Consider the following 23913-nt stretch of genomic DNA (forward strand, 5'->3'; position numbering starts at 1 on the left):
TGCCGCGCTGCCCTATTCGCCTATTCTACCCGCAGAGACAAAAAAAATGGCTCCCGAAGGAGCCATTAGGCGGCGTGACCCGGTTACATCTTACGGAAGATGATCGAGCCATTGGTTCCGCCAAAGCCGAAGGAGTTACACAGGGCATACTCCAAACCGCTAACCTGGCGGGCTTCATGCGGCACGAAGTCCAGATCACAGCCCTCATCGGGGTTGTCCAAGTTAATGGTCGGCGGCACCACCTGATCGCGCAGCGCCAGGATGGTAAAGATCGACTCTACCGCGCCGGCCGCGCCCAGCAGGTGGCCGGTCATCGACTTGGTCGAACTGACCATCACCCGCGCAGCGGCATCGCCATAGACGCGTTTCACCGCCTGGGTTTCCGCCTTGTCGCCGGCTGACGTCGAGGTGCCATGGGCGTTGATATAGCCGACCTGTTCCGGCGTCACGCCCGCATCACGCAAGGCGTTTGCCATCGCCAGCGCCGCCCCTGCGCCATCGGCAGGCGGTGACGTCATGTGATAGGCATCACTACTCATGCCGAAGCCAACCAGCTCGGCATAGATCTTGGCACCGCGCGCCAAGGCATGCTGGTACTCTTCCAGCACTAGGATGCCGGCGCCATCACCTAGCACAAAACCGTCGCGGTCTTTATCCCACGGACGGCTGGCGGCCTGCGGATCATCGTTACGGGTCGAGAGCGCACGCGCGGCTCCGAATCCGCCAACGCCCAACTGGGTACTGGCCTTCTCGGCTCCCCCCGCCAGCATCGCGTCGGCATCGCCGTAGGCGATCATGCGCGCGGCATGGCCGATGTTATGCACGCCGGAGGTACAGGCCGTGGCGATAGAAATGCTCGGACCACGCAGCCCTAACATGATAGACAGATGCCCGGCCACCATATTGACGATGGTCGACGGGACGAAGAACGGGCTAATCTTACGCGGACCGCCGTGCATCAACGCACTGTGGTTCTCTTCGATTAAACCTAAGCCGCCGATCCCGGAGCCGATAGCGGCGCCAATACGCGGGGCGTTTTCTTCCGTAATCTCCAGCCCGGAGTCGTGGAAGGCCTGAATGCCAGCCATGATCCCGTACTGAATGAAGAGATCCATCTTCCGCGCGTCTTTGCGCGAAATATGCTCTTCGCAATTAAAATCCTTTACTAAGCCCGCAAAACGCGTTGCATAGGCGCTAGTATCGAAATGGTCGATCAGGCTGATGCCACTCTGACCGGCAAGAAGCGCATTCCATGTGGAATCTACGGTATTGCCGACAGGAGACAACATGCCCAGTCCGGTCACAACAACTCGACGCTTAGACACGTTTGTCCTCCAGGGAGGGAAATGATACTGATTAAACGCAGGAAAAACGTAGGCGGTCGAGTGACCGCCTAGATGAGTTCACTTACTTGTTTGCAGCTTCGATGTAGTCGATAGCAGCCTGAACAGTGGTGATCTTCTCTGCTTCTTCGTCCGGAATCTCAGTATCAAACTCTTCTTCCAGAGCCATAACCAGTTCAACGGTGTCAAGAGAATCAGCACCCAGATCGTCAACGAAAGAAGCTGAATTCACAACTTCGTCTTCTTTAACACCCAGCTGTTCAACAATGATTTTCTTAACGCGTTCTTCGATAGTGCTCATACTCTTAAATTTCCTATCAAAACTCGCTTGCGCGATGGTTTTCGTAGTGTATTGAAAGTTGAAAAAGATGCAACCAAATCCCGGCTGGTCAAACCACGATTTTGCCCTATTTTGCGGTGTTTCGCTCAAGAAAGGCAAATAGTTTTCGTGATTTTTAGATCATGTACATGCCGCCATTGACATGTAACGTCTCGCCGGTAATGTAAGCCGCCTCATCGGAAGCCAAAAATGCGACAGCAGAGGCGATCTCTTTGGCATCGCCCAGACGACCGGCCGGAACCTCAGCCAGAATGCCGCTGCGCTGCTCATCGGAGAGTGCGCGCGTCATGTCGGTTTCAATGAAACCCGGTGCAATCACGTTAACAGTAATACCACGTGAAGCGACTTCACGCGCCAGCGACTTACTGAACCCGATCAGGCCAGCCTTGGCGGCAGCATAGTTAGCCTGCCCGGCGTTCCCCATGGTTCCCACCACCGAACCGATGGTAATGATGCGCCCACAACGCTTTTTCATCATAGCGCGCATTACCGCTTTTGACAGGCGGAAAACCGAAGTCAGGTTGGTGTTCAGGATATCCTGCCACTCATCATCCTTCATGCGCATCAGCAAATTGTCGCGGGTGATACCGGCGTTATTAACCAGGATATCGATCTCGCCGAACTCGGCACGCACGCGCTCCAGCACACTGTCGATAGAGGCCGGATCAGTCACGTTCAGCGCCATTCCCTTGCCGTTATCGCCCAGATAGGCACTGATAGCTTCCGCGCCCTTGTCGCTGGTAGCGGTCCCGATGACGCGCGCACCGCGTGCGACCAACGTCTCGGCAATAGCGCGGCCAATGCCACGGCTGGCACCGGTTACCAGTGCAATTTTACCTTCTAAGCTCATGTTTTCCTCGTCTTACTGTTCGAGAGCGGCGTTCAGGGAAGCGCAGTCATTCACCGCGGCCGCGCTCATGCTGTCCACGATACGCTTGGTCAGGCCAGTCAACACTTTGCCCGGACCGATTTCCAGTAACTGCGTCACGCCATCGCTGGCCATCTGCTGCACAGTTTCGGTCCAACGTACCGGGTTGTACAGCTGGCGCACCAATGCATCACGGATCGCCTCCGCATCGTTGGCCGGCTGCACATCGACGTTATTGATCACCGGACAGTGCGGCGCCATGAATGGGATCGCCTTCAGCGCCTCAGCCAGTTTATCGGCCGCCGGCTTCATCAGGGCACAATGTGACGGCACGCTGACCGGCAGGGGTAGCGCCCGCTTGGCACCAGCCGCTTTACACGCCGCACCGGCACGCTCGACCGCCTCTTTATTACCGGCGATCACCACTTGTCCCGGTGAGTTGAAGTTAACCGGTGCGACGACCTGGCCCTGGGCCGCGTCGACACAGGCCTGTGCGATCGCATCGTTATCCAGGCCGATGATGGCATACATGGCACCGGTACCTTCCGGCACCGCCTGCTGCATCAACTGACCACGTAGCTCGACCAGGCGTACCGCTTGTTTAAAGTCAATTACCCCGGCACACACCAACGCGGAGTATTCTCCCAGGCTATGCCCTGCCATCATCGCCGGCTGCTTGCCATGGTTCTGCTGCCAGACACGGTAGATCGCTACGGACGCGGTCAACAGCGCCGGTTGGGTCTGCCAGGTCTTGTTCAGTTCTTCGGCCGGCCCCTGCTGCACCAGGCTCCACAGATCATAACCCAGAGCCTCGGAGGCCTCGGCGAAAGTCTGTTCGACCAGTGGATAGTGTGCGGCCAGATCGGCCAGCATCCCGACGCTCTGCGAGCCTTGTCCCGGGAATACCATTGCAAATGTAGACATGAGTGTTTTCCTGAACAAAAAATCAAAAACGAACCAAGGCGGAGCCCCAGGTGAATCCTCCACCAAAGGCTTCCAGCAAAATCAACTGACCACGTTGGATACGGCCATCGCGCACCGCCTCGTCCAACGCCGCCGGAACCGAAGCCGCAGAAGTATTGCCGTGACGATCCAGGGTCACCACCACGCTATCCAGACTCATCCCCAATTTCTTGGCGGTGGCGCTGATGATTCGTAGGTTAGCCTGATGCGGCACCAGCCAGTCGAGATCTTCTCGAGACAGCTGGTTCGCCTGCAAAGTCTCATCGACAATATGGGCCAGTTCAGTCACCGCCACCTTAAATACCTCGTTACCGGCCATAGTCAGGTAAGCCTGGTCTTCGGTATGACGCGGGCGATTGGGCAATGTCAACAGCGCCCCATAGCGGCCATCGGCATGAATGTGCGTCGACAGGATACCCGGCTGCTCGGAGGCTCCCAGTACCACGGCACCGGCACCGTCACCAAACAGGATCACCGTACCGCGATCTTGCGGATCAACGGTACGCGCCAGCGCATCGGAACCGATCACCAGCGCATGGCGTACCGCGCCACTCTTAATATACTGATCGGCGATGCTCAGGGCATAGGTGAAGCCAGCGCAGGCGGCGGCGACATCAAACGCCGGACAACCGTTGCGCATCTCCAGCAGATTCTGCACCTCACAGGCGGCGCTGGGGAAGGCGTGATTCGCCGAGGTGGTTGCCACGATGATCAGGCCGATGTCGTCTTTATCGACCTGCGCCATCGCTAAGGCGTGTTTAGCGGCCTCAAATGCCATGGTAGCGACCGATTCGTCCGGCGCGGCGATACGACGCTCACGGATGCCGGTACGGCTGACGATCCACTCGTCAGAGGTCTCCACCATTTTCTCTAAATCAGCATTGGTGCGTACTTGTACGGGCAGGTAGCTCCCCGTACCGAGAATTCTTGTATGCATGTACGATTAGTCACTCTTGGGTAATACAGCCTTAAGGCGCAGCGCGATCCGCTCAGGGATCTGCCGTTGCACCGCCTGCACAGCCTGTTGTATGGCGACGGCGAATGCCCGTTGGTTTGCCGCCCCATGGCTCTTGATTACGGTGCCGCGTAATCCTAACAGACAAGCGCCATTATACTGGTCGGGGTTCAACTGCCCGAAACGCTTAGCAACTCTTTTTTGTATCCAACGACCTAACCAGCGTAGCCACCAGGCGCTACGAGGTTTGTCGCCCGCTGGTTTCAGCAAGGAGAGGAACATGCGTACCACTCCCTCCATGGTCTTCAGCGTAACATTACCCACGAAGCCGTCACACACCAATACATCGGTTTTTCCACTCAGCAGATCATTGCCTTCCAGATAACCAATATAGTCGATGGCCGGCGTTGTCTTCAGCACAGCGGCGGCTTCGCGGATATTGTCCAGCCCCTTACACTCCTCCTCGCCGATATTCAGCAACGCCACACGCGGAGCTGGGATGCCGACGATCTCTTCGGCCAATACCGCGCCCATCACGGCGAATTGTACCAGCATGGTGCTACTACAGGCCACGTTAGCCCCCAGATCCAGCACCACCGTCCTCCCTTGGCGTTGATTCGGCAACACCGTCACCAACGCCGGGCGTTCTATGCCCGTGAGCGGTTTTAGCAACAGTGTCGCCAACCCCATTAGCGCGCCAGTGTTTCCTGCACTCACCACCGCCTGGGCCTCGCCATTTTTCACCAGCTCTAGCGCGACACGCATCGAGCTGCCACGGCTATGACGAATAGCATGTGATGGCTTGGCATCGTTGGGGATCACAGTTTCGGCGGCGACCACGCGCAAGCGGGAAAGCAGCGTTGCGTCCGCGGCGGAGAGATAAGGCGCGATGGCGTCGGGCTGGCCGACCAACAAAAGGGACAGTGACGAAGTTGAAGCCAGTGCCTGCAACGCGGCAGGCACTGTGATGCAGGGACCAAAGTCCCCGCTCATCGCATCTAACGCAAGGGTTAGACGAGTCAAGGTATCGCCTTGTTAATACAGAGCTGTATTACTTAGCGATAACCTTGCGACCGCGGTAGAAACCATCCGCAGTGACGTGGTGACGCAGGTGAGTTTCACCGGAAACCTTGTCAACAGAGACGGTTGCAGTGGTCAGCGCATCGTGGGAACGACGCATACCACGGCAAGAGCGGGTTTTTTTGTTCTGCTGTACGGCCATTGACCTTACTCCTTGATTACTTTCGCTTTAAACTGGCTAGTGCGGCAAATGGGTTCGGTTTTTCCGCCTCGGGAGGCAACTGACCGAATACCATGTCCGCGTCGGACACTTCACAGTGTTCAGATTCATGCACCGGAACCACCGGCAAGGCAAGGATGAGTTCATCTTCGACCATCGCCAGCAGATCGACCTCGCCATATTCGTTGACGTCGATCGGCTCGTAAATTTCCGGCAATGCCTCAGCCTGCTCGTCATTGGCGACCGGACTGAAGCAATACGTTGCGTGGAGTTGATGCTGGAATGGCTGATTACAACGCTGACATTGCAACGTTACAGTAACGTCGGCATGCCCGCGAATCACAGCCAAGCGCTGATTGTCGATCGAAAAGGACATTTCAGCGCAGACATCGCTGTCCACGCTGACCACAGATTCAGCTAAGCGCGTAACCTGCTCGGAAGCATAGACACCAACATAGTCTAAACGCTTCTGCGCAGCGCGAACCGGATCAAGGGTCAAGGGTAATTTTACCTTTTGCATAGGGCGCGCATATTAACTTTGTAAAGCCATTGAGTCAAAGGAAAAGGCCACTCTCGCGCCCCTTTCCCCAATATTCGCTTCCTGAGCGGCGGACAGTTTAAAATGATGGCATGATTAACGCCATGCTTTCGGAAAAAAATATGTTGCCGTTACTGCTTGCCTCCACCTCGCCCTATCGCCGCGCCTTGTTGGAAAAACTGGCGCTCCCCTTCATTTGCGCGGCACCGCACACCGACGAAACACCGCTGCCCGGTGAAACAGCGCCAGAGTTAGTCTGTCGCCTGGCCGAAGCCAAGGCACGCGCCCTGGCCGTAGCCTACCCCGATCATTTGATCATCGGCGGCGATCAGGTGTGTGTGCTGGATGGGCAAATCTGCGGCAAGCCTCTCAGCGTTGAGCGTGCCTGTGCTCAGTTGCGCGCCGCCAGCGCACAATGCGTCACCTTCTACAGTGGATTAAGCGTGCTCAACAGTACCAGCGGTGAGTGTCATACCCTGTGCGAACCCTTCCAGGTGCATTTTCGTCAGTTAAGCGAGGCGGAGATCACCGCCTATGTCGCGCTGGAACAGCCATTACACTGTGCCGGCAGCTTTATGTGCGAAGGCGCGGGGATCCTGCTATTCGAACGGTTGGAGGGGCGCGATCCCAACGCCCTGATCGGGCTGCCGTTGATTGCGCTCAACACACTGCTGCGCCGTCACGGCGTCAACCCGCTACTGGTGCCACGTGGCTAATCGCGCCGCGCGCTGCCGCGCTCCCCCCCGGAAAGCGCGGTGGGCGATAGAGGCAGTCGCCAACCTATGCGCTGACACGGGCCGTCAGCCTAAGGCGCAAGCGCATGCTGCTGCGCAATGCATCAGCAGCATGCCACGGGCCATGCCTGGCGTTGAGATGAAACCCATGACGCTCAGCATGGCCTCGTGATAGCCAGCGGAGGTGAGTGAAGCGATGCGAACGTTAATGCGCCGTGTTACGGGCGCGTAGCACCGCCAGACAATGGCGCAACGTGCCGTCCAACGGTGCCTCAACCCGCATCGTCTCGCCGCTATGTGGGTGGACAAAACGCAGGGCCGCCGCATGCAGAAACAGGCGATTGAGGCCGGTATCCGCCAGCTCACGATCAAATTCGCGATCGCCATAACGATCATCGAAAGCGATCGGATGTCCGGCATGCTGGGTATGGACGCGGATCTGGTGCGTACGCCCGGTTACCGGGCTGGCTTTCACCAGGGTCGCGTTGGCGAAGCGTTCTTCCACTTTAAAGCGCGTCTCTGACGGTTTCCCCTCCGCATTGACCCGCACGATGCGCTCCCCGCTCTGCAATATGTTCTTTAATAAGGGCGCCTGCACCACCTTGCAGTGCGACTGCCACTGGCCGCGCACCAAGGCCAGGTAATCCTTCTGCATCCCCTTCTCACGCAGTTGCTCATGCAGCGAGCGTAACGCAGAACGCTTCTTGGCGACCAACAGCACCCCTGACGTCTCGCGATCCAGACGGTGTACCAGTTCGAGGAAACGCGCCTCGGGACGCAAGGCTCGTAGCCCTTCAATCACGCCGAAGCTCAATCCGCTGCCGCCATGTACCGCCGTACCGGAGGGCTTATTCAGCACCAGCAGGTAGTCGTCCTCATACAGGACGCAATCATTAAGTGCCGCCACTTTATCCAGCCGCGCGGAAACCGGAGCCTCGTCACGCTCGGCGACCCGCACCGGCGGGATACGCACCTCATCCCCGGCTGCTAGTTTATATTCCGGCTTGATGCGCTTCTTATTGACCCGCACCTCACCCTTGCGCACGATGCGGTAAATCATACTCTTCGGCACACCCTTCAGCTGGTTGCGCAAAAAATTATCGATCCGCTGGCCCGCCTCGTCGGCGGCGATCGTGACTAACTTGACGGAAGTATTTTGTGTATTCATGGGGCGCGATTTTAAAGAGCGGCAGCCCTGCGCGCCACTGCTATTTTGACACGCGAGAACAATAATGCAGCGATCTCCCTGACAAGCGCGCTGGCGGCGTATATACATAGATATGCCAAATAGTATGACGTCGTGCTATTGAGCAACTTTCTGCGCACAAGGCGCAATGGCATCTTGCTATATTTGCCATTGCAGTGAAATAATGGAGCCGTTTTCCGCGTTTTTTTCCGCCAATGTGGGAAAAGAAGCAGGATACGACGTTTACCTGATAGCGCAAAAATGCAGCAATGGCGTAAGACGTAATGCGAAATCAAGTAATTAGCGGGCTGCGGGTCGCAGTCTGACCAACAACATGGAGTCAGTTTGCCGCATCCTTTTTCTGCGGCGTCATCCTGATAAACAGCGCTGCCTTTCACAAAGAAATGCAGGCTTACCGAATATTGCGCCCCTATGCAGGCGACAACCGTGAGGTTGACGACTTTGCGATAAGACTCGGGGTCATCGGTCTTCCTCCCGGTCAGAAAAGGTCTTTTCGCCCGCAGCTTAAGTAGCCAATGCAAAAAAACGAGTACGTTAACGATGAAAAGAATGTTAATCAACGCAACTCAGCAGGAGGAGTTGCGTGTCGCCCTTGTGGATGGCCAGCGACTGTACGACCTGGATATCGAAAGCCCGGGTCATGAGCAGAAAAAAGCGAACATTTACAAAGGTAAAATCACCCGTATTGAACCCAGTCTAGAAGCTGCCTTCGTCGATTACGGTGCCGAAAGACACGGTTTCCTACCCCTAAAAGAGATCGCCCGCGAATACTTCCCTAGCAACTACTCCGCCCATGGCCGTCCTAATATCAAAGACGTGCTGCGAGAGGGGCAGGAAGTCATCGTCCAGGTCGATAAAGAGGAGCGCGGCAATAAAGGTGCCGCGTTGACCACCTTTATTAGCCTGGCGGGTAGCTATCTGGTATTGATGCCGAATAACCCCCGTGCCGGCGGTATTTCTCGTCGCATCGAGGGTGACGATCGCACCGAACTGAAAGAAGCACTCTCGTCGCTGCAAATCCCTGATGGAATGGGACTCATCGTCCGCACCGCGGGCGTCGGCAAGTCTGCCGATGCGTTGCAGTGGGATCTCTCGTTCCGCCTGAAACACTGGGACGCCATCAAGAAAGCCGCAGAGGGTCGCCCGGCACCGTTCCTGATCCATCAGGAAAGCAACGTCATCGTGCGCGCCTTCCGCGACTACCTGCGTCCGGATATCGGCGAGATCCTGATCGACAACCCGAAGATCCTCGATCTGGCCAAGCAGCATATCGCCGCCCTGGGTCGCCCAGACTTTAGCAGCAAGATTAAGCTGTACACCGGCGAAATCCCGCTGTTCAGCCACTATCAAATCGAATCGCAGATCGAGTCCGCCTTCCAGCGTGAGGTGCGCCTGCCTTCCGGCGGCTCTATCGTCATTGACAGCACCGAGGCGTTGACCGCCATCGACATCAACTCCGCGCGTGCCACGCGCGGCGGTGATATCGAAGAGACCGCTTTTAACACTAACCTGGAAGCGGCGGACGAGATCGCCCGTCAGTTGCGTCTACGCGACCTGGGCGGTCTGATCGTCATCGACTTCATCGACATGACGCCGGTGCGCCACCAACGCGAGGTAGAAAACCGCCTGCGTGATGCGGTGCGTCAAGACCGCGCACGCATCCAGATCGGTCGCATCTCGCGCTTTGGCTTGCTGGAAATGTCACGCCAGCGCCTCAGCCCGTCACTGGGCGAGTCCAGTCACCACGTCTGTCCGCGTTGTAACGGCACCGGCACCGTGCGCGACAACGAGTCACTGGCGCTCTCCATCCTGCGCCTGATCGAAGAAGAAGCGCTGAAGGAGAACACCCGCGAAGTCCATGCCATCGTACCGGTTCCGGTCGCCTCCTACCTGCTGAATGAGAAGCGTGACGCCGTCAGCGCCATTGAAAAGCGTCAGACCGATGTTCGGGTGATCGTGGTACCTAACGACCAGATGCAGACGCCGCATTACGCCGTGATGCGTGTACGCAAGGGCGAAGAGACCCATACCCTGAGTTATAAGTTGCCGCAACTGCACGAAGCAGAAGCCTGTAGTGAAGAAGAGGTACCGGCCGAGCGTAAACGTCCAGAGCAACCGGCGCTGGCTGCCTTTAGCCTGGATGTCACCGCGCCCCCCTTGGAAGAGAGCAACAGCACGCCGGTTTCCGCCGCAGTACGTCCGAGCGAGCCCCGCGTCCAGCCAGCCGCCGCGGCCCGTCCGGGTCTGTTCGGCCGCCTGATGGCCTCGTTGAAAGGGATCTTCGCCGGCGAGGCACCGCAGCAAGAAGCCGCTCCGGCTTCAGAGACAGCAAGCCCGCGTGAAGAGAGCCGTGCACCGCAAGAGCGTCGCGCCCGTCGTCAGAATCCGCGCCGTGAGCGTGGCGAGCGTACAGAGCGTGGTGAACGCGGTGAGCGTACAGAACGCGGTGAGCGTCAGGAGCGTGGCAATCGCGAAAATCGCGAGGCGCGTGACGAACAGCGTCGTAATCGCCGTCAGTCACAACCGGCGCAGAGCGCCGAGGCTGGAAGTGAGCAAACACGCGAAGATCAGCAGCAACGCCGCGAACAGCGTAACGAGCGCCAACGTCGTCGTCAGGAAGAGAAGCGTCAGGCGCAGCAAGAGGTCAAAGCACTGGATGTCGCCGCACAGCCCGATGAAGAGATCGCGGAAGAAAGCGCGCCGGCGCAACGTCGTCAGCGTCGCCAACTGAGCCAGAAAGTCCGTATCGTCGATAATGCGGCGATTGCGACCAGCGCTAGTGACGTATCACTTGAGGTTATTGCCGACGAGAATAAAGCCGCGCTACCGCCTGTTAGCGCCCCGGTTGCGGAAAACACCCCGCCAACCGCCGCCGCGCCGGCCAGCGAAGAGGAGAACGCTAACCGCCATGAGAATGGCATGCCGCGTCGCTCTCGTCGCTCGCCGCGTCACCTGCGCGTCAGCGGTCAGCGCCGCCGCCGTTACCGTGACGAGCGTTATCCGCAGCAGTCACCGATGCCGTTAACCCTGGCGGTCTACTCACCCGAGATGGCCTCCGGCAAAGTATGGATCAGCTATCCGGTCACCCCGCTTAGCGCCGACAACCAGGATGTGGAACAGCGCGCCACTGTCGAGGGCGTCGCCTCCAACGCAAGCGCTCCGCACGCTACCGTCGACAGCGCGCCTCAGCCAGCAGCTGTGCCGTCTGACGTTGTGATCAGCGAAGCGGCCGCCACCGAAGCACTAAGCGAGTCTGACGCCGCCATCGCTGCACCGCAGGTCGCTGCGCTTAGCGCGCCTACTGCTGCCGTCGTTGAGACAGGCGTCGAGAGCCATGCCGATGAGGATGTCAAGAGCGACGATGCGCAGATGGCCGCGCGCGAAGAGGCTCCGGCTCACGCCGCCTGCGCCGCAGCCGCCCCGACGTTAGCCGAGACGATTCCGCCGCTCGCACAAGCCGAAGCCGAAGCCGAAGCCGAAGCCGAAGCCGAAGCCGAAGCCGAAGCCGAAGCCAGCGTAACCGCCCACGCACAGGAAATGGCAACGCATGCACAAGCAAGTGTGGTCGTCCATGCCCACGGTCACGCCAGCGCACCGATGACCCGAGCACCGGCGCCGGCCTACGTCGCCCCGCTCGTCGTCGTCAGCACCTGGGTACGTCCGGTCTATGACTTCCAGGGACGTGGAGCGGCTGGTGGTGCAGCCGCGACCAGCCAAGCGAGCGCACCGGCGACCAAGCCATCGATGCCACAAGGCTAAACGCTACTTTCTGGCGTTAAAAGACCGCCGTCTGGCCCCACTCGATCAAGCCAGATAATCGCTTAAACGATCCGGTGGGAATACGAAAAAAGCCTCATCACGACTCTGATGAGGCTTTTTTTATGCCGGCAGGATGAAAACCAAACCTTCAGCGCTGCACCTTGTCACCCACAACGACCACGCCTCTGGCGCGTCAGTCCCCATCGCCCTGTCATTCGCCGGGCTAGACAACCAATACGCACTGGCACACGCCGAACATAAAAAGCGCGCGGCCGCTCCGTATCCCCTGGCTCCACGACGGCTTCGCGCATCCCGACTCCGCGCGCCTGATTAACCGCCCACACTGGCGCTAGCAGGTACCCCGGCAGCGTCCCCCTATTCGCCGCGACGTCGAAACCGCCGCGGCCGCGCGCACAAATTCGTCATCCCAGGTAACTAACGGATGCATCATGCGCCATTTCCCGTTATCCTTAACGCCCGGCAACGTTAATGTACCGCGTCGCGACCCGTTGCACCTTGGCAGCGCGCTCGCTATGCAGCCTCGCAAACATCTCTATCAGCCGGAGTTCGTAATGACCGTAATGCAGTCCACCTTGAAGATCCGCCGCCCCGATGATTGGCACCTCCATCTGCGTGACGACGAGATGTTGCACAGCGTATTGCCCTATACCAGCCGCCACTTCGCCCGCGCCATGGTGATGCCGAACCTAATGCCGCCGGTCACCACCGTGCAGCAGTGTCTCGCCTATCGCCAGCGTATCTTGGCTGCCGTACCGCAAGGGCAACGCTTTACACCGTTGATGACCTGCTACCTCACCGATACCCTGCGTGTCGATGAGCTGATGCTCGGCCAGCGCGAGGGGATCTTCAGCGCCGCCAAACTCTACCCGGCCAATGCCACCACCAACTCGTCTGCCGGCGTCACCGCTATCCCGGCGCTCTATCCGCTGTTTGAAGCGATGCAGCAGAGCGGCCTGCCGCTGTTGATCCATGGCGAGGTGACGCAAGCGGATATCGATATCTTTGACCGCGAAGCGCGTTTCATCGATCAGGTGATGATCCCGCTGCGCCGCGACTTCCCGCAGCTGCGCATCGTCTTTGAACATATCACCACCCAAGAGGCGGCCCAGTTCGTCGCCGCGGGTGATCGCTATCTGGCGGCGACCATCACCCCACAGCATTTGATGTTTAACCGCAACCACATGCTGGTCGGCGGCATTCGACCACATCTCTACTGCCTGCCGATCCTCAAGCGTAGCGTACACCAACAGGCGCTGCGCAAGGCGGCCACCAGCGGCCAATCCTGCTTCTTCCTCGGTACCGATTCCGCCCCGCATCTGCGTGGACGTAAAGAGTCCGCCTGTGGCTGCGCCGGCGTCTTCAATGCACCCAGCGCCCTACAGGCTTACGCTACGGTCTTCGAACAGGAGCAGGCGCTGCAACACCTGGAAGCCTTCTGTTCGCTGAATGGTCCGGCATTCTATGGACTCCCGCCGAATGAAGAGTATATTGAGCTGGTTCAAGAACCTGCGACCGTGGTCGACAGTATCGCCTGCGGCGAGGAGACGCTGATCCCCTTCCTGGCGGGTGAAACGCTGCGCTGGTCGGTACGCAGTTAATCTTACCTGACGAACAATACGGGCCTGTCCCCCCGGGACAGGCCTTTTTTTTATTGCTACTCCATGAGGGAAAACATGGTGACCCCCCCCTTACTGGCGCTCGACCACATCCACTTCAGCGCCGATGGACGCCCCATCCTGCACGATGTCTCACTGGCACTACAACCCGGTGAATTTAAAATCATTACCGGCCCCTCGGGCTGCGGCAAGAGCACCCTACTGAAGATCGCCGCCTCGCTGCTAGATCCGCAACAGGGCGAGATCCGCCTCCAGGGTAAGCCACTGAGCGACTACTCGCCGGAGGCGTACCGCAAGCGCGTTTCCTATAGCTTCCAGACGCCGGTCCTGTTCGGCGACACAGTACGGGATAATCTGCTGTTCCCTTACCAAATCCGTAATGACCCGCCCGACATGGACCGCATTCGCCGCGGTCTGATGCAATTCGCCCTGCCGCTGCATACCCTGGATCAACGTATCGAAGATCTCTCCGGTGGCGAGCGCCAGCGCGTAGCGCTATTGCGCAATATCCAGTATATGCCGCAGGTGCTCCTACTGGATGAGATCACCAGCGCCCTGGATAGCCATAACCGCACCATCGTCCAGCAGGTGATCAACCAGCTAAATCAGCAGCAGGGGATCGCGGTCATTTGGGTGACGCACAACAGCGATGAGATCGCCCACGGTGACAATGTACTGACCCTACCTCGCCTGGCGGATGACGAGGAAGACGAAACCGACGACACACAAGGCGGCAGCCAAACTAAGGAGAAGGCACAACATGACTAGCCACAACATTACCGACCAATCCTTGGTGATGGCGCTGGCGTTGGTCGCCATTGCCCTGGTCATCAGTGGGCGCGAAAAATTAGGGCTCGGTAGAGACATTCTCTGGAGCATCAGCCGCGCCATCGTCCAGTTGATCGTGGTCGGCTACGTCCTGAAATATATCTTCCATCTGGACAATGCTCTGTTAACGCTGCTGATGGTGCTATTCATCTGCGTCAATGCCGCCTGGAATGCTAAGAAACGCAGCAAAGGTCTGAGCAATGCCTTCGCCATGTCGCTGATCGCCATCGTTACCGGCACCGCCCTGACACTCACCATCCTCATCGTCAGCGGCTCCATCGTCTTTACGCCAATGCAGGTGATCCCCATCGCCGGGATGATCGCCGGCAATGCGATGGTCGCGGTCGGATTGTGTTACAATAACCTACGCCAACGTTTCCACGACGAACGTCAGCGGGTGCAAGAGATGCTCAGCCTGGGCGCCACCCCGAAGCAAGCCTCGGCAGCGATCATTCGTGCCAGCATCAAGGCGGCGATGATCCCGACGGTCGACTCCGCCAAAACCGTCGGCCTGGTCAGTCTGCCGGGCATGATGTCCGGACTGATCTTCGCTGGCATCGATCCGGTCAAGGCCATTCGTTACCAGATCATGGTGACCTTTATGCTGCTGTCGACCGCCAGCCTCTCCACCATCATCGCCGGCTATCTGGCCTACGCCAAGTTCTACACCGCACGCGATCAGTTGCGTTAAGTGTAAAAAAATCCCCGCAGGCCTGGCCTACGGGGAGCGCTCAGCGATACCGCCGCCGCCCAAAACGCGGCGGCGTAAGCGGGTTACTTCATGCAGCCATTGCAGCGATTGCTCAGGATCTGCTGGAAGAAGTCATTACCCTTGTCATCCACCAGAATGAAGGCTGGGAAGTCTTCTACCTCGATCTTCCAGATCGCCTCCATCCCCAGTTCCGGATAAGCCACACAGGTCAGGCTCTTGATGCTCTGTTGCGCCAATACCGCCGCCGGGCCGCCGATACTCCCCAGGTAGAAGCCACCATGTTTATGGCAAGCATCGGTCACCTGCTGGCTGCGATTGCCTTTGGCCAGCATGATCATGCTGCCGCCGTTAGCCTGGAACAGATCGACATAGGAATCCATACGCCCCGCCGTGGTTGGCCCCAAGGAGCCAGAAGCATAACCAGCGGGCGTCTTAGCCGGGCCCGCGTAGTAGATCGGGTGATCTTTCACATACTGCGGCAACGGCTTACCTTCGTCCAACAAGGCTTTCAGTTTGGCATGGGCGATGTCACGCCCGACAATGATGGTGCCGGAGAGTGAGAGACGGGTCGATACTGGGTATTGAGAGAGCTGAGCCAGGATCTCCTTCATCGGACGGTTGAGGTCGACCTTAATGGCCTCACCCTCACCGGCCTGACGCAGCGCCTCGGGAATATATTTACCCGGGTTGTGCTCCAACTTCTCAATCCAGATCCCCTCACGGTTGATCTTGGCCTTAATGTTACGATCAGCGGAGCAGGAGACCCCCATTCCTACCGGACATGAGGCGCCATGACGCGGCAGACGGATCACTCGCACATCATGTGCAAAGTATTTACCGCCGAACTGTGCTCCCAGCCCCAGCTCCTGCGCCGCCTGCAACAACTCCTGCTCCAGCGCCAAATCGCGGAAGGCCTGGCCGTGTTCGTTCCCCTCGGTCGGCAGCGCATCATAGTATTTGGTGGAGGCCAGTTTGACCGTCTTCAGGGTTGACTCGGCAGAGGTACCGCCGATCACGAAGGCGACATGGTACGGCGGGCAAGCGGCCGTTCCCAGGGTACGCATCTTCTCGACCAAGAACGCCTTCAATTTTTCCGGTGTCAGCAAGGCTTTGGTTTCCTGATACAGGTAGGTCTTGTTAGCCGAACCGCCCCCCTTGGCAACACAGAGAAACTTATATTCTTCACCGTCAGTCGCATACAGATCGATCTGCGCCGGCAGGTTAGTCCCGGTATTAACCTCGTTATACATGTCCAGCGCGGCGTTCTGAGAGTAGCGCAAGTTATCTTCGATATAGGTGTTATAGACGCCGCGTGACAAGGCCTCGGCGTCGCCACCGCCAGTCCACACCCGTTGCCCTTTCTTACCGACGATGATGGCGGTACCGGTATCCTGGCAGGTCGGCAGAACACCCTTGGCGGCAATCTCTGAGTTACGTAGGAATTGCAGCGCGACATATTTGTCGTTCTCACTGGCCTCAGGATCATCCAGAATAGCGGCGACCTGACGCTGGTGCGCCGGACGCAGCATGAAAGAGGCGTCATGGAATGCCTGTTGCGCCAACAGGGTCAACGCCTGCGGCTCGACCTTCAGCATCTCTTGACCTTCGAAGCTGACCACGGAGACATGCTCCTTGCTCAGCAGATAGTATTCGGTGTCATCGCCTTGCAGCGGGAACGGATCTTGGTAATGGAAGGGTTTATTTGACATTTTTCTCTCGCTTACAACATCAGCTTCTATAAATTTATCGTGCAGCACGCGCCTCCGGGATAGGGAATGGCCGGAGAAAACCACGCCTGCCTGTTAACTTTACCGCCCGATGTTAACATGTTATTTACAATAAGCGTTGTGCGACCGCGCTCAGTATCGGCATGAAACGGGTAATCATCAGGTCAATCCATCCTGCCAAATAACCCAAGCGAGGTAACAGGATCAAAATCAAACTATCGGGGATTAATTGTCTGACGTTTAGCAAAAACAGAGGTTAATCACTTTGATTTAAAAAGAAAATGAAGAAAATGCACAAAATAGCCAAAATCAACCAATCCAGACTCTATCGCTCGCCCCTTCACGTAAAGCCGCCTCCGTTAACCTGTGCATAGTCACAAATCGTGTCAGCCATGGCCTGCGCGGCGCAGGAAAACGGATGATGCCGCAGACTTACCAGGCCGAAGCGGTTTTCAATCACCGGATCGGTCAACGGCAGACACACGGCGCCCAACTGCCGCATTTGCCGAGCGCACCATGCTGGTACCGCACTGACACCCAGTCCGTTAGCGACCATATTGCCTACCGTTATCAATTGGTGGCTTTCAAACGCTACCGACAAGTGTTGACCGTGCTGCGCCAGACGCTGCTCCAGCAGCAGACGCATGGAAGAGGGCCGCTGTAGGGTAATAAAATCCAGCGAAAGTAACTGTCGCCAGCCAATATCCTGCTGTCGAGCCAGGGAGCACGCCGGCGGAACCACGGCAATAAATCGGTTCATGCCTAATGGGGTAAAATGCAACCGCGCATCGGACTCCGGCTCAAACGCGATGCCCATCTCCACCCGCCCTTCGGCAATCATCTCATACACCGCCTCGTTAATGACATCGTGTACCACCACATTGACCCCGGCATAACGGCAGCGAAAGCGTTGCAAAATGAACGGTAGCGGGTTCGCCGCAAAAGAGGGGATCACGGCGATGGCGACCCTACCGATCTGTAATGTAAAACGCTGTCTTATCGTTTCGACCGTATTATCCCAATCCACCAGCAATTGGCGCACCAGCGGAAAAAAAGCCTCCCCTTCCGGCGTGAGCCTCACTTGACGCGTCGTCCGCACAAACAACGCCCCCCCAATGTGTCTTCCAGATTACGAATAGCCAAACTCAACGCCGGTTGAGAAAGATTCAGCCTCACGCTGGCCTGTGCGAAGTTCAAACTGTGAGCAACAGCTAAAAATGCGCGTAATTGCTTAATGCTCATTGCCATCGCCTATTCGTCCCAATCAGTTATAAATCAGAGGGTAACCCATCATTAATAAAAATAACAAACTAATACATTGGAAAAATAAAATTAACAAAACATCCAGCTTTGTCAATTATTCTTCCATAAAACTGACGGCGAGATTGGCCACAGCAGATATTTATCTTATTAGTGAATGCAATTTATCAAATCATATTTTTTATTTCTGGATGACGCGCGTTGGCAGGTAAATAACAGCAAGCCACGTTAATTATAATTAAATGAGGAATCATAAATGGACATTATTATTGCCCTCGCCTCTCTGTGTTTGCTTATGCTGGCCGCTTACCGGGGTTACAGCGTGATCCTCTTTGCGCCCTTGGCCGCCCTCGCTGCCGTACTGCTCACCGACCCCAGCGCAGTCGGCCCGGCGTTTAGCGGACTATTCATGGACAAAATGGTCAGTTTTATCCAACTCTATTTTCCGGTATTTCTGCTGGGGGCCCTCTTCGGCAAACTGATTGAGCTTTCTGGTTTCTCCCGCGCGATTGTCGCTACCGCTATCCGCCTATTGGGACAACGGCATGCCATACCGGTCATCGTCATTGTCTGCGCCCTGCTCACTTATGGCGGAGTGTCGCTGTTTGTCGTCGCCTTTGCCGTCTATCCCTTTGCCGCAGAGATGTTCCGGCAAAGCAATATTCCCAAACGTTTAATCCCGGCCACGATAGCCTTGGGTGCATTTTCATTCACCATGGATACGTTGCCCGGCACCCCCCAGATCCAAAATATTATTCCGGCCGCTTTCTTTAACACCAATGCCTGGGCCGCCCCCTCACTGAGCCTCATCGGCGCACTTTTTATGATAGCGCTCGGTCTGACTTACCTGGAGCGTCAACGGCGCAAAGCCCAGCGTACCCATGAGGGCTATGGCGTCGACTTACTCAATGAGCCCGAAACCCCCGATACGCTCAACTTACCCAATCCCTTTATCGCCCTGACGCCATTGCTTGCCGTGGGAATAAGTAACTTACTGTTTACCCAATATATTCCACAATGGTATGGCACCACACACACCTTCGCCCTGCCCGGAATGGCCAGCCCGATCGTGATCCCCATTGCGCAGGTCACCGCGATCTGGGCCGTCGAGGCGGCGCTGTTGGTCGGCATTCTATTGGTCGCCCTCTTCGGCTTTCGTAATATCGGCGGGCGGTTGGCCGAGGGCAGTAAAAACGCCGTTTCCGGCGCTATCCTCGCCGCCATGAATACCGCTTCAGAATATGGTTTTGGCGCCGTTATCGCCGCACTCCCGGGCTTTCTGCTGCTGGCTAAAGGGCTCGAGGCGATCCCAGACCCATTAGTCAACGAGGCTATCAGTATCACGCTGTTGGCCGGGATTACCGGCTCGGCCTCCGGCGGAATGAGTATTGCGCTGGCGGCGATGTCCAATACCTTTATTGAGGCCGCCAACGCGAGCGGTATTCCCATGGAGGTGTTGCACCGCATTGCCGCCATGGCCAGCGGCGGTATGGATACACTGCCGCACAATGGCGCCGTCATTACATTATTGGCCATTACCGGCCTGAGCCACCGCCAATCCTATGGCGGCATCTTTGCCATCACCCTGATTAAAACCCTGGCAGTATTTTTTGTCATCGCCGTGTTCTATCTGACCGGCATTGTCTAACGCGTGCCGCTATGCGGCGTAATAAGTGATATGGAGTCCATATGGTAAGCTTACACGGCAAGGTCGCCTTGATAACCGGTTCCACCAGTGGAATCGGATTAGGTATTGCACAAGCGCTGGCGCAACAGGGCGCGCAGATCATCCTGAATGGCTTTGGCGATGTGGCGCACGCGTCCGAGCACATCGCCGCCTTCGGCCCGTCCCCCGGCTACCACGCGGCCGATCTGAGGCATCCAGAGCAAATCGCCGCGATGCTCGATTACGCCACAACACAGTTCGGCGGCGTCGATATTCTGGTCAACAATGCGGGAATACAGCATGTCGCCAACGTCACGCATTTTCCGCCAGAACAATGGGATGCCATTCTGGCCGTTAACCTCTCATCGGTATTTCATACCAGCCGCCTAGCCTTGCCCACCATGCAGGAAAAGGGCTGGGGACGCATTATCAATATCGCCTCCGTACATGGCTTGGTCGCCTCCGCACAAAAGGCCGCGTATGTGGCCGCCAAGCATGGCGTCGTCGGACTGACGAAGGTGATTGCGCTGGAGACTGCGCGTAGCCCGATCACCTGCAATGCCATTTGCCCCGGCTGGGTGCTCACGCCCTTGGTACAACAGCAGATAGATGCCAGGACGGGCGACGGTGATACTCAGCAGGCCCGTGATGCGCTACTGGCAGAAAAACAACCGTCTCTGGATTTTGTCACCCCACAGCAATTAGGCGCATTGGCGCTGTTCCTGTGCAGCCCAGCGGCAGATCAGGTACGCGGAGCGGCATGGAATATGGATGGGGGCTGGCTGGCCCAATAGCGGCCTACGTTAGCGACCGGATAGGCACCCGATCTCCGCTGTCCGGGCGCGCCCGTGTTCACCGATACGTTGAGAAAGACAGACTGGGGACAACACTACGCCCCGGATGCACCTCCTGCACCAAGATGATGACCTCGCTTGGGGTTCAAGCCCTGACGCAGTCAGCCAATAAAAAGGACCTGCCATGCGGAATAAACAAATAACAATAGCACAGGCTTATACACATTTTGCCGATGGAATGACCGTAATGATCGGCGGCTTCATGGGCTGCGGTAGCCCGCCACGTTTAATTCAAGCATTACTGGACTCAGGCGCTAAAGCATTAACCATCATTGCTAACGACACGGCGTTTACCAATAGCGGCATCGGTATGCTTATCCACCACGGCCGGGTAAAAAAAGTCATTGCCTCGCATATTGGTACCAACCCGGAAACCGGTCGCCTGATGATCGCCGGAGAGTTGCAGGTTCAATTGATTCCCCAGGGAACCCTCATCGAGCAAATCCGCTGCGCTGGGGCTGGGTTAGGCGGCGTACTGAGCCCCACCGGCGTCGGTACCCTGGTTGAGGAAGGGAAACAAAAGATAACGCTGGAGGGGAAAACCTATTTACTGGAGCGCCCGCTGAGGGCCGATCTGGCCCTCATTCAAGCCTATCAGGCCGATACGCTGGGTAATTTATGCTACCAACTGAGCGCCCGTAACTTTAATCCACTGATCGCCCTCGCAGCCGAGGTCACCATGGTAGAGCCAGAGCAGCTAGTCAACGCCGGGGAATTAGATCCTGACCTTATCGTCACGCCCGGCGCCGTTATTGATTATATTCTGTCGCCAGAGGGGAAATAGACATGGATGCCAAACAGCGCATTGCCTATCGCATCACCCAAGAGTTTCACGATGGCGATATTGTCAATCTGGGGATCGGCATACCTACCCTGGTCGCCGACTATTTACCGCCAGGTGTCGATATTATTCTACAGTCCGAAAATGGCTTTCTTGGCCTCGGCCCACTGCGCCAGGCTCAACCTAATCTGGTCAATGCGGGCGGGCAGCCTTGCGGTATCGTGCCGGGCGCCGCCATGTTTGACAGCGCATTGTCGTTTGCCCTCATCCGCGGAGGTCATTTGGACGTCTGCGTCTTGGGCGGGTTACAAGTCGATCAGCAGGCCAATCTCGCCAACTGGCTTATTCCGGGGAAGATGGTCCCCGGCATGGGCGGTGCCATGGATCTGGTCACCGGTGCCCGTAAGGTCATTATCGGGATGGAGCACTGCACCAAAGACGGGGCGGCTAAAGTTCTACGCCGCTGTACCCTTCCCCTGACGGCGGTCAATGCCGTACACATGTTGGTCACCGAGTTGGCCGTGTTTCATTTTACACCGCAGCACATGGTGCTGACTGAGTTGGCCCCCGGCATCGATGTCGACACCTTGCGACAAAAAACGACCGCGCAGTTTCTGGTTTCTCCTCAACTCGCTACCATGCCTCAACCACAGGATGCCCGCGCATGAAAAACATTGTGATTGGCAGCGCCGTACGCAGCGCTATCGGTAATTTCGGTGGTGCATTTTCTCACCTCGGCGCCGTCGCGCTGGGTGCCGCAGTAATTGAGGAGGCGTACGCGCGGGCAGCGCTGGCGCCGACGATGATCGACGAGGTGATTATGGGGAATGTGCTACAGACCGGACTCGGACAAAACCCGGCGCGGCAAGCGGCGTTAAAAAGTGGCCTACCGGACAGCGTCACGGCGTATACGGTCAATAAAGTGTGCGGCTCCGGCCTGAAAAGTATCGCCCTGGCGGCCCAGGCTATCCAAGCGGGCGATGCCACCGTCATCGTCGCTGGCGGCATGGAGAACATGAGCCAAGCTTCCTATATACTGACGCATCATGCGCGTTGGGGATACCGGATGGGCCATCATTCACTGCTGGACGTCATCCAGCAAGACGGCCTGACCTGTGCTATAGAGGGTTACGCGATGGGGGTAACGGCGGAAAATATCGCCAAACAGTATGGGATCAGCCGTGAGGCCCAAGACGCACTGGCCCTGCACTCTCAGCAAAAAGCCTGCCAGGCCATTGCTCATGGCGCATTTCACGCCGAAATTGTGCCGATCCCAGTCACCACGCGCCGGGTTACCCAGACGATAGCGCAGGATGAGTTCCCTCGCGCCGATAGCACGCGGGAAGCGTTAGCCAAGCTCTCACCGGTCTTTGCTCAACAGGGAAGTGTCACGGCAGGCAACGCCTCTGGCATTAATGATGGCGCTGCCGCACTGGTAATTATGGAGGAGCAACGTGCCAAGACGCTAGGGGTTCAGCCCTTGGCACGCATACGTAGCTACGCCAGCGGTGGCGTCTCTCCGGCCCTGATGGGCATGGGACCGGTGCCGGCCTGCCACAATGCACTGAAAAAAGCCGGGCTCACACTTGCCGACATTGACCTGATCGAAGCAAACGAAGCCTTTGCCGCCCAATTTCTGGCCGTAGGCACCCAAATGGGCTGGGATGCGGATAAGGTCAACGTGAACGGCGGCGCGATCGCTCTTGGCCACCCTATCGGCGCCAGCGGGGCACGCATCATGGTCACCCTGTTACATGCGCTGCGCGCCCGCGATAAGTCTCTGGGACTGGCCACGCTCTGTATCGGCGGCGGTCAGGGGATAGCCATGATCGTAGAGCGGCTTAACTGAGCCATCCAGGGAAAGCCTCACGCGGTGGGATCTGCATGCGCGAAGAGGCCTAATTTCCCCTCCCCGGCGCTAGGCCACGCAGCTCACACTCGCGCCTAGCGTCAGCAACGGGAATGGCGGGAAGCAGCACGCTATGCCATACAACACATACGCGCAGCGAGAGGCTAACAAATTAAAAGAACTCACCGCGCTAATCCGCCGGCAGGACGCATCACACCGAGGGGCATGACTCGCCAATCCATTAAGCACCGCCAGACGGTATCAATGCGGTTGTCCTATGGGGAAGACAGCGGGTGCCAGCGCGACAAGATTGGTACCTCGAATTACGCTGACACGACAAGTGATTTATTGCGTAATATACGGTGCGGATATATCGACGTGGCGGCAGAAGTCAGAAAATAACTGCTGATGCTCACAAACCTTATCCGCGCTAAACAACACCGCATAGACAAACACCCCAGCCGCCAGCGCGATGCTGATGAGCAATATCCATCCCTTGATTTTCACAGCCTTGCTCCATCCTTAAGCCTACCGAGGCGTCAGTGTATGCGCAGCAAGTTAAACTGGAGCTCTACAGCCGTGACGCTACTTGGCACCGCGCGGCGAAATGTCCATAGATGAAACGTACCCGGCACAGAAAAGACACGCGCTA

At 57.4% G+C, this 23913-nt stretch carries 22 protein-coding genes and 1 pseudogene; 10 read left to right on the top strand and 13 right to left on the bottom strand.

Annotated features, from left to right (window positions below; all coding sequences use genetic code 11):
* Positions 1-83: 83 nt before the first annotated feature.
* The 8 genes from fabF to yceD form a co-directional block, all read right to left on the bottom strand.
* Entirely contained in the window at positions 84-1325 is a 1242-nt protein-coding gene (gene fabF, locus EHO01S_RS01445) for a beta-ketoacyl-ACP synthase II (protein WP_024522286.1), read from the bottom strand.
* 82 nt (positions 1326-1407) lie between these two features.
* Positions 1408-1644, bottom strand: coding sequence for an acyl carrier protein (acpP, locus tag EHO01S_RS01450; RefSeq protein ID WP_005293837.1), 237 nt, complete (start codon positions 1642-1644; stop codon positions 1408-1410).
* 154 nt (positions 1645-1798) lie between these two features.
* Positions 1799-2533 carry a 3-oxoacyl-ACP reductase FabG gene (gene fabG / locus EHO01S_RS01455; RefSeq protein ID WP_024522287.1) on the bottom strand — a complete coding sequence of 245 codons (735 nt, stop codon included), beginning with the start codon at positions 2531-2533 and terminating at the stop codon, positions 1799-1801.
* Positions 2534-2545: 12 nt separating this feature from the next.
* Positions 2546-3475, bottom strand: coding sequence for an ACP S-malonyltransferase (gene fabD, locus EHO01S_RS01460; protein ID WP_024522288.1), 930 nt, complete (start codon positions 3473-3475; stop codon positions 2546-2548).
* Positions 3476-3497: 22 nt separating this feature from the next.
* Entirely contained in the window at positions 3498-4451 is a 954-nt protein-coding gene (locus tag EHO01S_RS01465) for a beta-ketoacyl-ACP synthase III (protein ID WP_024522289.1), read from the bottom strand.
* Positions 4452-4457: 6 nt separating this feature from the next.
* Entirely contained in the window at positions 4458-5492 is a 1035-nt protein-coding gene (plsX, locus tag EHO01S_RS01470) for a phosphate acyltransferase PlsX (protein WP_024522290.1), read from the bottom strand.
* A gap of 28 nt (positions 5493-5520) precedes the next feature.
* Positions 5521-5691: a 50S ribosomal protein L32 gene (gene rpmF, locus EHO01S_RS01475; RefSeq protein WP_005287307.1), complete on the bottom strand. Its 171-nt coding sequence runs from the start codon at positions 5689-5691 to the stop codon at positions 5521-5523.
* Positions 5692-5707: 16 nt separating this feature from the next.
* Complete coding sequence (yceD, locus tag EHO01S_RS01480) at positions 5708-6229, bottom strand: 23S rRNA accumulation protein YceD (RefSeq protein ID WP_024522291.1); 522 nt, start codon at positions 6227-6229, stop codon at positions 5708-5710.
* A 140-nt stretch (positions 6230-6369) separates the two neighbouring features.
* Here yceD and EHO01S_RS01485 point away from each other — a divergent pair, with 140 nt between their 5' ends.
* The gene (locus EHO01S_RS01485; RefSeq protein WP_024522292.1) at positions 6370-6963 is read left to right on the top strand and encodes a Maf family protein; all 594 of its coding nucleotides are present in this window, start codon (positions 6370-6372) and stop codon (positions 6961-6963) included.
* Positions 6964-7186: 223 nt separating this feature from the next.
* On the opposite strand, the gene rluC is transcribed toward EHO01S_RS01485, so the two are convergent.
* Both rluC and EHO01S_RS18805 read right to left on the bottom strand, forming a co-directional pair.
* Positions 7187-8149, bottom strand: coding sequence for a 23S rRNA pseudouridine(955/2504/2580) synthase RluC (gene rluC, locus EHO01S_RS01490; protein ID WP_024522293.1), 963 nt, complete (start codon positions 8147-8149; stop codon positions 7187-7189).
* 11 nt (positions 8150-8160) lie between these two features.
* Entirely contained in the window at positions 8161-8748 is a 588-nt protein-coding gene (locus EHO01S_RS18805) for a hypothetical protein (RefSeq protein ID WP_155964353.1), read from the bottom strand.
* Between EHO01S_RS18805 and rne the strand changes: the two genes are divergently transcribed.
* The 4 genes from rne (at position 8729) to fetB (ending at position 15103) form a co-directional block, all read left to right on the top strand.
* Positions 8729-11947, top strand: coding sequence for a ribonuclease E (rne, locus tag EHO01S_RS01495; RefSeq protein WP_024522294.1), 3219 nt, complete (start codon positions 8729-8731; stop codon positions 11945-11947). The two genes, EHO01S_RS18805 and rne, sit on opposite strands and share 20 nt — an antisense overlap.
* Positions 11948-12519: 572 nt before the next feature.
* Positions 12520-13566: a dihydroorotase gene (gene pyrC / locus EHO01S_RS01500; protein ID WP_024522295.1), complete on the top strand. Its 1047-nt coding sequence runs from the start codon at positions 12520-12522 to the stop codon at positions 13564-13566.
* 75 nt (positions 13567-13641) lie between these two features.
* Positions 13642-14352 (top strand): iron efflux ABC transporter ATP-binding subunit FetA, encoded by a 711-nt coding sequence (fetA, locus tag EHO01S_RS01505; protein ID WP_070244755.1) that lies wholly within the window; start codon positions 13642-13644, stop codon positions 14350-14352.
* Positions 14345-15103 carry an iron efflux ABC transporter permease subunit FetB gene (fetB, locus tag EHO01S_RS01510; RefSeq protein ID WP_024522297.1) on the top strand — a complete coding sequence of 253 codons (759 nt, stop codon included), beginning with the start codon at positions 14345-14347 and terminating at the stop codon, positions 15101-15103. The genes fetA and fetB overlap by 8 nt, the downstream gene beginning before the upstream one ends.
* Positions 15104-15186: 83 nt before the next feature.
* On the opposite strand, the gene fumA is transcribed toward fetB, so the two are convergent.
* Together fumA and EHO01S_RS17350 are read right to left on the bottom strand one after the other, a co-directional pair.
* Positions 15187-16833 carry a class I fumarate hydratase FumA gene (fumA, locus tag EHO01S_RS01515; protein ID WP_024522298.1) on the bottom strand — a complete coding sequence of 549 codons (1647 nt, stop codon included), beginning with the start codon at positions 16831-16833 and terminating at the stop codon, positions 15187-15189.
* 358 nt (positions 16834-17191) lie between these two features.
* Positions 17192-18099, bottom strand: a pseudogene (locus tag EHO01S_RS17350) (LysR family transcriptional regulator).
* A gap of 268 nt (positions 18100-18367) precedes the next feature.
* Between EHO01S_RS17350 and EHO01S_RS01525 the strand changes: the two are divergent.
* From EHO01S_RS01525 to EHO01S_RS01545, 5 genes are all read left to right on the top strand, one after another.
* The gene (locus tag EHO01S_RS01525) at positions 18368-19759 is read left to right on the top strand and encodes a GntP family permease (protein ID WP_024522299.1); all 1392 of its coding nucleotides are present in this window, start codon (positions 18368-18370) and stop codon (positions 19757-19759) included.
* Positions 19760-19800: 41 nt separating this feature from the next.
* Complete coding sequence (locus EHO01S_RS01530; protein WP_024522300.1) at positions 19801-20571, top strand: 3-hydroxybutyrate dehydrogenase; 771 nt, start codon at positions 19801-19803, stop codon at positions 20569-20571.
* Between the two features lie 184 nt (positions 20572-20755).
* On the top strand, positions 20756-21415 hold the full coding sequence (atoD, locus tag EHO01S_RS01535; protein WP_024522301.1) for an acetate CoA-transferase subunit alpha: 660 nt from the start codon (positions 20756-20758) through the stop codon (positions 21413-21415).
* Between the two features lie 2 nt (positions 21416-21417).
* Positions 21418-22080, top strand: coding sequence for a 3-oxoacid CoA-transferase subunit B (locus EHO01S_RS01540; protein ID WP_024522302.1), 663 nt, complete (start codon positions 21418-21420; stop codon positions 22078-22080).
* Entirely contained in the window at positions 22077-23261 is a 1185-nt protein-coding gene (locus EHO01S_RS01545; protein ID WP_024522303.1) for an acetyl-CoA C-acetyltransferase, read from the top strand. The genes EHO01S_RS01540 and EHO01S_RS01545 overlap by 4 nt, the downstream gene beginning before the upstream one ends.
* A 345-nt stretch (positions 23262-23606) precedes the next feature.
* Here the strand turns inward: EHO01S_RS01545 and EHO01S_RS19130 are convergent, their stop codons facing one another.
* Positions 23607-23768, bottom strand: a complete 162-nt coding sequence (locus tag EHO01S_RS19130; protein WP_167352255.1) for a hypothetical protein — start codon at positions 23766-23768, stop codon at positions 23607-23609.
* Between the last annotated feature and the right edge of the window lie 145 nt (positions 23769-23913).

Origin of the sequence: Edwardsiella hoshinae NBRC 105699 = ATCC 33379 (assembly GCF_000474215.1) — a bacterium.
Lineage (GTDB): Bacteria > Pseudomonadota > Gammaproteobacteria > Enterobacterales > Enterobacteriaceae > Edwardsiella > Edwardsiella hoshinae.